The following is a 13,009-nucleotide window of genomic DNA, read 5'->3' as shown; positions in this document are numbered from 1 at the left end:
TCCTTGTGTCTGTTGGCGCTGCCTTATTACAGCCATGCTGTGACCATCTTTTGCCGATATTGTGCTAAGAGACCTTGCATTATGATGACCTTTGATGACTACCAAGCCTTTAAACAACAGGGCTTTAGCCACGCGCCACTGGTAAAAAAACGCCTGATGGATGCGCAAACACCCGTGTCTGTATTTTCAAAAGTACGCGACCTTAGCGGCTCGGCGTATCTGTTTGAATCGGTGGTGGGCGGGGAGCGCTGGGCGCGGTATTCGATGATTGGTCTGGGCAGCGACCTTATCTTACAGTATACCGATGGCAAAATGACTACTAAGCGGAACGACAGCATCGATACCGATATCGTCGATGACCCTTTTGATTATCTGCGCACGCTGATGGCGAGTTACAACATGCCAAGCAGCGAGCAGATACCTGAGCTGCCGAGCTTTAGTGGCGGTTTGGTCGGCTATTTTGGCTATGACATGGTGCGCGTGATTGAGCCGAGTGTCGGCAAGTCAGACGCGCCCAATCCCATGACCATGCCTGACATGTGGCTGATGCTCTCTATGAGCGTCATCGTTTTTGACAATCTAGAGAACACCTTATCCATCATCGTTTATGCCGATTGCAACAGCGATGACGGCTACGGCGCAGCGATTCGCGAGCTGGAAAAAATCGAAGAAAAACTTGCCGAAATGCCTGAGCTGAGCGCCCCTGTGATGCCCACGCCCAAGTTCACCTCACAGACAGGCGAGGACAAATACTGTGCCGATGTTGAGGTGATTAAAGACTATATCCTAGCAGGCGATGTCATGCAGGTCGTACCCGCGCAGCGTTTGAGCGCCGACTATAGTGGCGACTCCTTAGCCGTCTATCGCGCGCTGCGTTTTTTAAACCCCTCGCCGTACCTGTTCTTGGTGCACGGTTACACGCTCGATGACCACAAGCGCTTTGACATCATCGGCGCATCCCCTGAGATTCTCTCGCGGGTCGAGAATGGCAAAGTCACCGTGCGGCCCCTAGCTGGCACGCGCTCGCGTGGACAAACCGAAGCAGAAGATCTTGCCCTTGAAAAAGAGCTGCTCGCGGACACCAAAGAAATTGCTGAGCACTTGATGCTCATCGACTTGGGACGCAATGACATCGGCCGTGTCTGCGACTATGGCAGCGTCAAAGTCACTGAAAAGATGTTTATCGAGCGCTATTCACAAGTCATGCACATCGCCTCCAATGTGGAAGGCACGATTTTACAAGACAAAGACGCGCTGGATGTGTTTTGCGCCACATTCCCCGCAGGCACGCTCTCAGGCGCGCCAAAAATCCGTGCCATGCAAATCATCGACGAGGTTGAGCCGGTGCGCCGTACCGTCTTTGGTGGCTCGGTCGGTTATCTGGGCTGGCATGGCAACATGGATACCGCCATCGCCATTCGTACCGCTGTGATGCGCCGTGGCAAGATTCATGTGCAGGCAGGGGCGGGCGTTGTTGCCGATTCTGTGCCCACATCGGAGTGGGAGGAGACCAATAAAAAAGCGCTGGCACTCATAAAAGCGGTAAAAATGGCTTGTGATGGGCTGCGTATTCGCTAGCTCAGTCATCACCGTTGCGAGCCTTGCAACCACTGTACCCAAACGCCGACAAGATATCGGCGTTTTTTTTCAAAAAAATAAGCGGCAAATCAATCACTTAAAAATTAATTTAAAAAAATAAGAAAAAATCTGAAAATAGCGCTTGCGTTTAAAAAAATATTTGGTATTATACACACCACTTTGAGGAAACAAGCCGACTTAGCTCAGTTGGTAGAGCAACTGACTTGTAATCAGTAGGTCGCCAGTTCGATTCCGGCAGTCGGCACCATTTCTTATCAAAGTACCCTAGGTGGGGTTGGGGAGCGGTCAAACCCAACAGACTGTAAATCTGTCGCGAAAGCTTCGAAGGTTCGAATCCTTCCCCCACCACCATATATTTTTAGCTGTTATAGCACCGCGCTATACGCTGCACCAGTTATACTGCGGGTGTCGTATAATGGTAATACTTCAGCCTTCCAAGCTGATGACGCGGGTTCGATTCCCGCCACCCGCTCCAATAATGATGGCACAACCGCATATAATTATTGAATCTATCACGACAGTCAAGCTACAGCGTACTGTGTCGTGATATTTTTTTAGCTCAGCCCAACAGGTTGTCTAATTAAGCTCATATAGCTCAGCGGTAGAGCACTCCCTTGGTAAGGGAGAGGTCTCGAGTTCAATTCTCGATATGAGCTCCATATTTTAAAGCAATCGCGTTTGCAACACATTGTCACCAGACGCGCTGCTATACTGTATTCCTCATAACACATCGTTATACGGATGCTATTCAATAACTTGATAAAGTATGTCAACATATTGAAAAAGATAACACTGACGCGACAAGTCATCATCATAAGGTAGCACTAAGGTGTTGCCTTTTAGTGCTGTCAGTAGCTCATAGATCTCGTCTATTTGCCATGTTTTATTAATGGTTTTAGTCAGTTTAAACGCCCTTGACGTTTTATGATAAAAACAGCAAGTGGCACTCATGGTTTGATGGTTTTATTACCAACGTATCAACCGCCAAGCCTTTATTTATTAATAATTCACCAATAAGAGGAATAACCCATGGCAAAGGCCAAGTTTGAACGCAGTAAGCCACACGTTAACGTCGGAACCATCGGCCACGTTGACCACGGTAAAACCACATTGACAGCTGCAATCGCAACTGTAGCAGCTAAAACTTCAGGCGGCGAAGCAAAAGACTACGCGTCAATTGACAGCGCACCAGAAGAAAAAGCACGTGGTATTACCATCAACACCAGCCACATTGAGTATGACACTGAAGCACGTCACTACGCACACGTAGACTGCCCAGGCCACGCTGACTATGTTAAAAACATGATCACTGGTGCGGCACAGATGGACGGCGCTATCTTGGTTGTATCAGCAACTGACGGCCCAATGCCACAGACTCGTGAGCACATCTTGCTATCTCGTCAGGTAGGCGTACCGTACATCATCGTATTCATGAACAAATGCGACATGGTAGACGACGAAGAGCTACTAGAGCTAGTAGAAATGGAAGTTCGCGAATTGTTGAACGACTATGACTTCCCAGGCGACGACACCCCAATCATCAAAGGTTCAGCGCTAGAAGCATTGAACGGCAGCGATGGCAAATACGGTGAGCCAGCAGTTATCGAACTACTAGAAGTACTAGACACCTACATCCCAGAGCCAGAGCGTGACGTTGACAAAGCATTCTTGATGCCAATCGAAGACGTATTCTCAATCTCAGGCCGTGGTACTGTAGTAACCGGTCGTGTTGAGTCTGGTATCGTAAAAGTTGGCGACGAGATCGAAATCGTTGGTATCAAAGCCACTCAAAAAACCACCTGTACTGGTGTTGAAATGTTCCGCAAGCTGCTAGACGAAGGTCGTGCAGGTGAGAACTGTGGCGTACTACTACGTGGTACTAAGCGTGAAGACGTACAACGTGGCCAAGTACTAGCGAAGCCAGGTTCAATCACGCCGCACACCAAGTTTGACGCTGAAGTATACGTACTAAGCAAAGAAGAAGGTGGTCGTCATACGCCATTCCTAAACGGCTATCGTCCACAGTTCTACTTCCGTACCACTGACGTTACTGGCGCAATCCAGCTACAAGACGGTACTGAAATGGTAATGCCAGGCGACAACGTTGAGATGGGCGTAGAGCTTATCCACCCAATCGCAATGGACAAAGGCCTACGTTTCGCGATTCGTGAAGGCGGCCGTACTGTAGGCGCTGGTGTTGTAGCAAACGTTCAAAACTAATTTGAACCTGCTATAGCATACCAATGCTAAGAAAAAGCCACTCGAAAGAGTGGCTTTTTTTATGGCTGGTGTTTAGATACATTCAAAAATAAAAACAACCATAAGAGGTGGTGCAGGTGATAAAAACAGCGTTAGAGGTACAAGCAGAACAGGCGACAGCGATGATAGAAGCAACCGCTGCGATAGAGGCGGTGTTACAACCTGAGGATGCGTGGGACGTGCCCAGTATTAATGCGCTTTTAAGCCAGTCTCACATTCATTTGGCGACGCTTAGCACGGATGATGGGCAGGTGCTTGCGTACTGTATATATCAGCAGCTCTTTGAGCAGGCGGAGATTTTACGTATCGGCACGCATTGGGATTATCAGCGCCAAGGTCTGGCCTCACAGCTACTTACAGCGGTGTGCGCGCTATGTGACAGCAGAGATGTTGAGACGATGCTGCTTGAGGTGCGCGCGGACAATACACCCGCGATTGCATTGTATCAGCGGCACGGTTTTGTGCAGATTCATCAGCGAAAAGGCTATTATCAGACAGCGCACAGTGCGCCTATCGATGCGCTTATCATGCAGCGTCAAGTGTAGTCAGGCATAGATTGATGTTTATGCTTAACAACATTGAGATAGCGGCCGCGCGTAGGTCAGCGCTGAGCAGATTAGGTTAATGGCGGTGGTTTTGGGCAGATGGGGTGACACGGGTGCTCAGCGGATGCCTGCATCGTCTCTAGCAGCGTGATACGCTGGGTGAGCAGCTCGACCATACGGTTGATGTTTGCCTGTTGGTTTTTGACTTGTTTGAGCTTTTGCTGGGTCATGTGCAGCTGCTCGGTCAGGTTTAACTGTCCGTCATAGTAGTCGTTCAGGCTGTTTTTGATTTCTGTTAAGGTAAAGCCCAGCACCTGCGCACTTTTAATCAGCTCGATGCGCTCCACACACTGCGGATGAAACTCGGTATACAGACGTGAGCCTGCCTGGCGCTTACGCGATTTTAATAGACCAAGCTGGTCGTAGTGACGGATGGTGTCTTTGGTGGTATTGGCTTGACTGGCCAAGGTGCCAATCAGTAAAAAGGGCGTATCAGTGGCCATAAAACACCTTTATGAATAATAAAAACACAAGCCTGCGCCATCGCAATTTAGCGTATGTTCACGCGTTGCCACGGCGCGCGCTCGTGTAGGGTATTGACGGGCGTTAGTGCATAATCCTGCGATTGCCAAACGGGACTGGGCAGCGCCAGTAAGTCGTCTAAACGTTGCAAAAAGTCCGCGCGCGGCAAGGTACTTGCGCCCAAGCTCATCAGATGCGGGTTTTCTAATTGGCAGTCTATTAATGCCACATCGGTGGCACGGCACAGCTGCACCAGCCCCCAAAACGCGATTTTAGAAGCATTAGAGGCGTGATGAAACATCGACTCACCAAAATAAATACCGCCCAACTTTAAGCCGTATAAGCCGCCAATCAGCACGCCTGATTCGTCCCAGACTTCAATGCTGTGCGCAAAGCCTTGCTGATGCAGCTCGGTGTAGGCGGCAATCATCTCATCGTGTATCCACGTATGCTCGCCATCGCTCAAGCCGTCTTGGCGCGGTAAGCTGCAGGCATGGATGACCTCGTCAAACGCGCGATTGACACTGATTTGCCACGGTGAGTTTTTGGCCTGACGCCGCAGAGACTTGCTGGGCGCGTAGCCGTCTGGATACAGGACGCAGCGCGGTTCAGGACACCACCAAGCGATTGGCTCGTCGGTATTGAACCACGGGAACAGCCCTTGAGCGTATGCCGAGAGTAGCGTTGACATTGCCAAGTCGCCACCCATGGCAATCAGCCCGATGCCCTCAGGGTCAGCATGGATAGGGTCAGGAAAGTCATAACGCCCGAGACGCTTAAGCGCCTCAGGCGAGAGCCGTCCTTGGTCTGTCACGATGCGCTGACGCTGATGGGCAGCCATGACTTATTGCTCTTGGCTGTGATGACGGTCTTGGTCGGCTTGGTCGGCGCTCAGTGTTGAGGCGTAGGTGTGGTCGCTGGCTTCAGCTTCACCGACGCTATCGAGGTATTTTTCAGCATCAAGCGCTGCCATACAGCCCGTACCTGCTGAGGTAATCGCCTGACGATACACGTGGTCGGCCACGTCCCCTGCGGCAAACACACCCTCAATGCTGGTCTGGGTGGCGTTGCCATTTAAACCACTGTTGACCACGATATAGCCGTCTTTCATATCGAGCTGCTCAGCGAACAGGTCGGTATTTGGCTTGTGCCCGATAGCAACGAACATGCCAAAGACGTCCAATTGCTTGGTGCTGCCATCGATGGTTGATTCAATCAATACGCCATTGACGCCCATGTCATCGCCCAGTACTTCTTTGACTTGGTGATTCCACTCGATTTTGATGTTGCCGTTTTTGGCTTTCTCAAGCAGCTTGTCTTGTAAGATTTTTTCTGAGCGCAGGCTGTCGCGGCGATGCACCAAGGTCACCTCTGAGGCGATGTTCGATAGGTACAAGGCTTCTTCTACTGCGGTGTTGCCACCACCGATGACCGCGACTTTTTGGTCTTTATAAAAAAAGCCGTCGCAGGTGGCACACGCAGATACGCCCAAGCCTTTGAATTTTTCTTCAGACTCAAGTCCCAAATACTGCGCAGACGCGCCCGTTGAGATAATAAGCGCGTCACAAGTATAAGTGGCATTGTCACCAATCAGCTTAAATGGACGCTCGTTAAGCTCCGCTTTTTGGATGTGGTCATACACAAGCTCGGTACCAAAACGCTCGGCATGTGCTTGCATACGCTCCATGAGTGCAGGACCCGTCAAGTCGTAGGCATCGCCTGGCCAGTTGTCGACTTCGGTGGTGGTGGTCAGCTGTCCGCCGACCTGAAGACCTGTGACGATGACCGGTTTTAGGTTGGCACGCGCCGCATAGACCGCAGCGGCGTAGCCTGCAGGGCCTGAGCCAAGAATGATAAGTTTTTCGTGGCGCACATTGGCATGGTCGGTCATAACAATTCCTTATTATTTACAATAAATGGCGTGCAAGCGCAGGGTAAATGCCCAAGTCAATGCTCGAGCAGCAGCACGCCTAACGCGGTAATTTATGGGTTACTAACATAAGCGCTATTATAACAAAGCGCAAGTGAGAGAAAGCAAACACAATGATGATAACAATCAAAGTAGCGGCACCTTGCTTATGATTGGTAACCTAAAGGCGTTTTTCAAGGTGCTGCGTGTAGACACAGAGGCTAAGGCAACTAAAAAGCGGTTGAACATTTGCTAAAAAAAGCCGTCGCCACGCAGGCTATGTATTTGTTATTATAAGAAGTTATATGACCACCACGCACGACCAACAGCGGCGCTAGCAATAGACGCCCTTGGGGCGTGATTTTGCGAAAAGTATCGGGCAGATGGCGGCGTTTAAGCCCTCATGTGATGCCGATATACTTTATAATAGCATTTCGCTGGATAACTCTATGTCCTCATGGCTCGCGCCAGTCATGGGTGATAACAATAAGTATGGACAACAAGGCAGATTCTACGTGATATCAGCACCGATTATTGAGTATTTAAGAAAAGGGATATTTACCTTCCTTGGGTTAATGTTGGCAGTCTATGTGTTTGTGATTTTGCTGACGTATACCAGTAATGATCCGAGCTGGTCGCACATCAGTAGCGATATGACCACCATTAATAATATGGGCGGCGCGATGGGCGCGTGGCTGTCTGACCTCGGCTACCGCTTTTTTGGTTTTGCTGCGTGGTGGCTGCTGGCGTTTTTGATTTATGAGCCGATTTTGATTTGGTGGCACACGCGGCGCACGTTTTGGCTGTTGCGTGTGGTCGGCTATCTGTTTTTGTTGCTGAGTGCCAGCGCATGGCTCAGCCAGCTGTGGGCGTTATTGCCGCACGCGTCAGACCTGAGCAGCACGCCGTTCGGCGGCGCGTATGGCGGCATCATAGGCATGGAGCTGCAAAGCCGTTTGGCAGCGCTGCTGACGCCGTGGGGCACATTGATATTTTTAAGCCTGTTTGTGGCGATTGTGACCACCTTTGCCTTTAACATTCATTGGCGCGAGGTGTATCGCACCGTTATTAATCTAAAGTGGGTCAATTTGGGACTCTCGCACGATGATGGCTATGGCGATGCGCTGAGCGACCACGAGGACAGTGAGCGCAGCGCAGCAAGCAAACGCAGCAGCGCTGCAAAAAGCAGCACCAATGACGGCACAGGTGAGCAGTTGTCGTTTGAGCTGGCACCGAATACAGGCGCAGGCAATGACCGCCACGCTGAATTAAATGAGCGCTTTGGTGGGGTGTTAAGTGAGTTTTTGAGCAAATCAGGGCTACAAGACTATGCCAAAGATTTGGCGCGCGCTCCTGTGAGTAGCACAGCCGCCGCGAGCGCTGAGACAAAACGCCCTGTCAGCAGTGCAGCAGACGCAGCGCCTGTGCGTAAGGTTGAGCCAAGCTTTGCTTGGAATGACACCAAAACCGTCGATGCCTTGCTTAGTAAACCACCTTATGACGATGCGGCACTACCGCAAGCCAGCAGTGAGGTGCAAACACCCGCAGCACAAGCGGATGCCACACCAGAGGCGCCTGCTGCTATGCCGCGTAATCAAAATGCTGAGGCGGAACAAACGGCGCGCACCAAATCTGCTGTCACGCCTGAAGCATCAAAGCCGTCACAGCCTGCGCAGCCCGTTCAGCAGCCAGCAACGAATGATGCACCTGCTGAGGCACAGCGCACAGAGGCGATAGATGCCCTAGCAGGGCAGTGGCTCGCTGAGCATGACGCCGCCCCGCAAAGTGTAGAGCCAACGCCTGCTGCGGAATCGACCAGCAGTGCGGCTGCAACCAGCGCCGCAACATCGGCGACCAAATCGGCGACGAAGTGGCGTATTGAGACAGAAGCCACAGAGGCTGATGCGCCCGTGCTCGATATGACGCCGAGCAACACGCCGCCTGCCAAGCCAGATACGCCGCCAACGGTCGCGCAAAGTGAAACCCCCGCTGCCCGCACTGCGCCTGACGTGCGCTTTGCTGTGCCAGAAGGGGACGCGAGCAATCAAATCGCAGGGATGTTTGAAGACGAGAGCGACGAATACCACTTGCCCGACATTCATGACGATGCAGCGTTTGCGACCCGCTCGCGTGCGATGCAAACCGCCAAATACCGCGCCAACTTGTCACCGATTCCTGAGCTGTCCATCCTTGACCAGCCCGACCCCAACCGTCAGCCGAGCTATACCGCAGCGGAATTAGAGCAATTGTCTGAGCTGTTAGAGATTAAACTGCAAGAGTTCAATGTCAAAGCCGAGGTGGTCAACGCCATCCCAGGTCCTGTGGTGACGCGCTTTGAAGTGGCGCTGGCAGCAGGCGTTAAGGCGAGCAAAGTCACGGGCATCTCTCGTGACTTGGCGCGCTCGCTCTCTATGGCATCGCTACGTGTGGTCGAGGTCATCCCAGGCAAGCCTTACATCGGTATCGAAGTGCCCAACAAGCAGCGCGAAATGGTGCGCTTGGTCGAGCTATTAAACACCGATAAATACAAAGACCCCAAAGCCCAAGTCAGCATGGCCATGGGTAAAGACATCGGCGGCAAGCCCATCATCACTGACCTTGCGCGCGCGCCGCACATGCTGGTTGCAGGGACGACAGGCTCAGGTAAGTCGGTACTGGTGAATGCCATGCTGCTGTCCATCTTGTTAAAGTACACGCCTGATGAGCTGCGTTTGATTTTGATTGACCCCAAGCAGTTAGAGCTGGCGAACTATAACGAAATCCCGCATTTGCTCACCCCTGTGGTCACCGACATGACCGAGGCGGCAAGCAGCCTGTCGTGGTGCGTGGCAGAGATGGAGCGCCGCTATCAGCTGATGAGCCTGCTCAAAGTGCGTAAGCTGAACGAATTTAACAAAAAAGTACGCGCTGCGGAAAAGGCAGGCAAGCCGCTCATCGACCCGCTGTGGCGCCCCAATGACAGCGTGAGTATGGACAAAGCGCCTAAGCTTAAAACCTTGCCCATCATCGTCATCGTGGCGGATGAGTTTGCCGATATGATTATGCAGGTCGGTAAGCAAGCCGAAGAGCTGATTACCCGCTTGGCACAAAAATCGCGCGCGGCAGGCATTCACTTGATGCTGGCAACCCAGCGTCCGTCTGTTGATGTCATTACAGGTCTCATTAAAGCCAACATCCCTGTACGGGCTGCGCTGCGCGTCAACTCCAAAGTCGACTCGCGTACCATCTTGGACAGTGGCGGCGCTGAGGACATGCTCGGTAATGGCGATATGCTGTTCTTAGGTCCAGGGCAAATCGAGCCTGACCGCGTGCATGGCGCGTATGTCAGTGACGAAGAGGTCAACCGCGTCTGTGACGCGTGGCGTGAGCGCGGCGCACCCGACTATATTGACAATATGGCGGGCAATTTTGAGCTGACCAGCCCAAGTGGCGGCAGCACTGCCAACAACGCCTCAGGCGAGGACGACGACTTGTATAACGATGCGGTCGCCTTTGTGATGGAGACGCGCAAAGTCTCCGCCTCGAGTATTCAGCGCAAGTTTAGCATCGGTTACAACCGCGCCGCGCGCATTGTCGATTCCATGGAGGAGGCGGGCTTGGTCAGCTCCATGGGCAAAAGCGGCAAACGCGAGCTGTTGGTCTAAATCAAAAAAGCGGGTACGATAAGGTACCCGCTTTTTTTATGCCTATTTTTTATGCCCCATTTGCTAGCATCTTGACTGTGCGTGGTGAGTGCGCTGAGTGTCGATGACCAAGGAGAGGTTATGTTTAAAGAATATACGGATTATGATGCCCTCGGTCTGGCGGCGTTGATTCACAGTAAAGCAATCAGCCCGCTTGAAGCACTGGAGGCAGCCATCGATACCGCCAATCGTCTGAACCCTGAGCTGAACGCCATCATCAACCGCTTTGATGCCAGAGCATATGCCAGCATTGAGCGCGGTCTGCCAAAAGGGGTGTTTTATGGCGTGCCTTTACTGTTGAAAGATTTGTCCTTTGTGGTGGCAGGCGAGCCGATGAGTATGGGCAGCCGCAGTGTGCGTGTCTTGACCAATTATGACAGTGAAATCGTCAAACGCATGCGCGCGGCGGGTCTTAATATCTTTGGTAAAACCAACACCCCTGAGTTTGGTCTGACCATCACCACCGAGCCCAAAGCGTTTGGCGCGGCGCACAATCCATTTAAGCACGGCTACAGTACAGGTGGCTCGTCAGGCGGCAGTGCGGCGGCGGTCAGTAGCGGCATCGTGCCGATGGCAGGCTCAGGTGATGGTGGCGGCTCGATTCGTTTTCCTGCGGCATGGTGCGGGGTATTTGGCTTGAAGCCGAGCCGTGGACGCAATCCGCTGGGACCGATGATGGGTGAGGGCTGGGGCGGTGCGGTCGCTGACCATGTGATTACCCGCAGTGTGCGTGACAGCGCGGCGATGCTCGATGTGACCCATGGCGCAGAGCGTGGGTCGCCTTATGTGATTGCGCCGCCTGAGGGGACATTTTTACAAGCCGCCGAGCGCGCGCCACGAAAGCTGCGTATTGCGCTGCAACAAAAGCCGTTGGTTGCTGATACACTTGTCGATGGCGAGGTGATGGCGGTGCTGATGCGTACCGCTGAGCAGCTGCGCAGTATGGGACATGAGGTGATTGAAGCCGAGCCTGACATCAGCATAGACAACTTTTGGCGCGATTTTTTGACGGTGATTTGTGCGCATACCGCGTTTACGATTGACAATATCGAGCGCTGTTTTGGCAGCGCACAGGTGGCGGGGCTGGAGCCACAAACAGAGAACATGGCGATGATTGGTCGGGCGCTGTCTGCCGCAGATTTGGTGTGCGCCCAGCATGGCTGGCACGACAGTCAGTATAAGACAGGCGAGCTGCTCGAGCAGTTTGACATGATATTGTGCCCGACTGTGCCGACCCCTGCGGTGGCGCATGGGGTGCTGGTGCCCAGCGAGATGGAAGAGACCTTGATGCGCGGTACGGGCATGGTCAGTCGCGGTCTGAATGTGGGCAAATACGCCTTTGGTTCAGGGATTATCGAGCGGCTCAGTCATGATATTTTAAGTAAAATGTCCTTTACCTTACTGGGCAATGTGACAGGACTGCCTGCAATGTCTGTCCCTGTTGGCATGAGCCGCGCAGGCTTACCGATTGGTATGCAGCTGATTGGGCGGATGAATGATGAGGCGACCTTACTCAGCGTGGCGGGTGAGATGGAGCGCGCAGGCTGGTTTACTGCCCCTGCGTGTGCAATGAATAAGTGACGGCTTATCTTAACAACGTATTTTTAATTCACCGCGTTATATAAGGTCAATCAAAGCGGTAAATGTCCATTCCCAGACTGTGGTGGGTCATCGCCTCGTGTACCACCGAGACGCGCTGACCTGCGCCGAGTGCAAAAAACAGCGGCAATAGATGCTCATCGCTCGGGTGCACGTCGCGGTATTTGGGGTATTGCTGCCAGTCGAGCGCGGCGGGGATGTCGGACTTCATTTGCGCCAATAGCCAATGCTTAAACGCCTTGGCATGGTCATCAATACTGCTGGCGTCCCAGCGCAGGGCGCGCAGGTTGTGCGTAATGCTGCCTGAGCCCACCAGCAACACCTGCTCATCACGCAATGCGGCAAGACAAGCGCCAAGCTGATAGCAGGCAACGCTGTCATAATACTTGGGCAAAGACAGCTGTACGATGGGCACATCGGCATCAGGGTACATGTGCCGCAGCGGTGCCCATACACCGTGGTCACTTGCGCGTAGCGGGTTGATGCGGCACTGAATGCCGAGGGTGTCTAGTGCCGCAGCGATATGTTCAGCAAGCTCAGGATGACCGTCTGCAGGGTAGTCGACGTCATACAGCTCGGGCGCAAAGCCTGCAAAGTCATGCCATGTTTTGGGTTTTGGGTTGCTGCTGATCTCAAGCTTGGTCGACAGCCAGTGCGCGGACATGATGATGATGGCGCGCGGTTTGGGCAGGTTTTGTCCGATGCGCGCAAGGGCATGCGTGGTGGCCGATTGCTCGATTGCCAAGGTCGGTGCGCCATGCGAGATAAACAGCGCAGGCAACGTGCTGGCGGCTGCCCCTGAAGGCTGCAATAGGTTGGCAACGCTCAGGGCGCTGCGGGCGCGAGGCTTGAGTTCGGACATATTGGAGGGTACACCATAAGAGTCAGTCATC

9 protein-coding genes and 4 tRNA genes are annotated in these 13,009 nt (G+C 52.8%); 9 read left to right on the top strand and 4 right to left on the bottom strand.

Going from position 1 to position 13,009, the window contains the following annotated elements:
* Positions 1–81 precede the first annotated feature (81 nt).
* The 7 genes from trpE to rimI all read left to right on the top strand — a co-directional run bounded on the left by trpE (position 82) and on the right by rimI (position 4,403).
* Positions 82–1,578, top strand: a complete 1,497-nt coding sequence (gene trpE / locus JMW05_RS04070) for an anthranilate synthase component I (protein WP_201504106.1) — start codon at positions 82–84, stop codon at positions 1,576–1,578.
* Between the two features lie 192 nt (positions 1,579–1,770).
* Positions 1,771–1,846: transfer RNA gene (locus JMW05_RS04065), tRNA-Thr, on the top strand.
* Between the two features lie 20 nt (positions 1,847–1,866).
* Positions 1,867–1,950 (top strand) — tRNA-Tyr (locus JMW05_RS04060).
* A gap of 50 nt (positions 1,951–2,000) precedes the next feature.
* Positions 2,001–2,074, top strand: a tRNA-Gly gene (locus JMW05_RS04055).
* Between the two features lie 109 nt (positions 2,075–2,183).
* A tRNA-Thr gene (locus JMW05_RS04050) sits at positions 2,184–2,258 on the top strand.
* A gap of 370 nt (positions 2,259–2,628) precedes the next feature.
* Positions 2,629–3,819, top strand: coding sequence for an elongation factor Tu (gene tuf / locus JMW05_RS04045; RefSeq protein ID WP_201504105.1), 1,191 nt, complete (start codon positions 2,629–2,631; stop codon positions 3,817–3,819).
* Positions 3,820–3,935: 116 nt separating this feature from the next.
* Complete coding sequence (gene rimI / locus JMW05_RS04040; RefSeq protein ID WP_227691434.1) at positions 3,936–4,403, top strand: ribosomal protein S18-alanine N-acetyltransferase; 468 nt, start codon at positions 3,936–3,938, stop codon at positions 4,401–4,403.
* 71 nt (positions 4,404–4,474) lie between these two features.
* Here rimI and JMW05_RS04035 read toward each other — a convergent pair whose 3' ends face one another.
* From JMW05_RS04035 to trxB, 3 genes are read right to left on the bottom strand one after another with little or no spacing between them, the layout of a single operon-like run.
* Positions 4,475–4,906, bottom strand: coding sequence for a MerR family transcriptional regulator (locus JMW05_RS04035; protein ID WP_201504104.1), 432 nt, complete (start codon positions 4,904–4,906; stop codon positions 4,475–4,477).
* Positions 4,907–4,953: 47 nt separating this feature from the next.
* A complete protein-coding gene (aat, locus tag JMW05_RS04030; protein WP_201504103.1) occupies positions 4,954–5,766 on the bottom strand; it encodes a leucyl/phenylalanyl-tRNA--protein transferase in 813 nt (270 codons plus the stop codon).
* A 3-nt stretch (positions 5,767–5,769) separates the two neighbouring features.
* Entirely contained in the window at positions 5,770–6,816 is a 1,047-nt protein-coding gene (trxB, locus tag JMW05_RS04025) for a thioredoxin-disulfide reductase (protein WP_201504102.1), read from the bottom strand.
* Positions 6,817–7,283: 467 nt separating this feature from the next.
* On the opposite strand from trxB, the gene JMW05_RS04020 reads away from it, so the two are divergent.
* Positions 7,284–10,478 (top strand): DNA translocase FtsK, encoded by a 3,195-nt coding sequence (locus JMW05_RS04020; RefSeq protein WP_227691433.1) that lies wholly within the window; start codon positions 7,284–7,286, stop codon positions 10,476–10,478.
* Between the two features lie 120 nt (positions 10,479–10,598).
* Positions 10,599–12,098, top strand: a complete 1,500-nt coding sequence (locus JMW05_RS04015; protein WP_201504101.1) for an amidase — start codon at positions 10,599–10,601, stop codon at positions 12,096–12,098.
* A 46-nt stretch (positions 12,099–12,144) separates the two neighbouring features.
* Here JMW05_RS04015 and JMW05_RS04010 read toward each other — a convergent pair whose 3' ends face one another.
* The gene (locus JMW05_RS04010; protein ID WP_201504100.1) at positions 12,145–12,978 is read right to left on the bottom strand and encodes a DODA-type extradiol aromatic ring-opening family dioxygenase; all 834 of its coding nucleotides are present in this window, start codon (positions 12,976–12,978) and stop codon (positions 12,145–12,147) included.
* Between the last annotated feature and the right edge of the window lie 31 nt (positions 12,979–13,009).

Source organism: Psychrobacter aestuarii, assembly GCF_904846035.1.
GTDB classification, from domain to species: Bacteria; Pseudomonadota; Gammaproteobacteria; order Pseudomonadales; family Moraxellaceae; genus Psychrobacter; species Psychrobacter aestuarii.
Note: the sequence above shows the minus strand (reverse complement) of the source record. Positions and strands in the feature narration are given on the sequence as shown.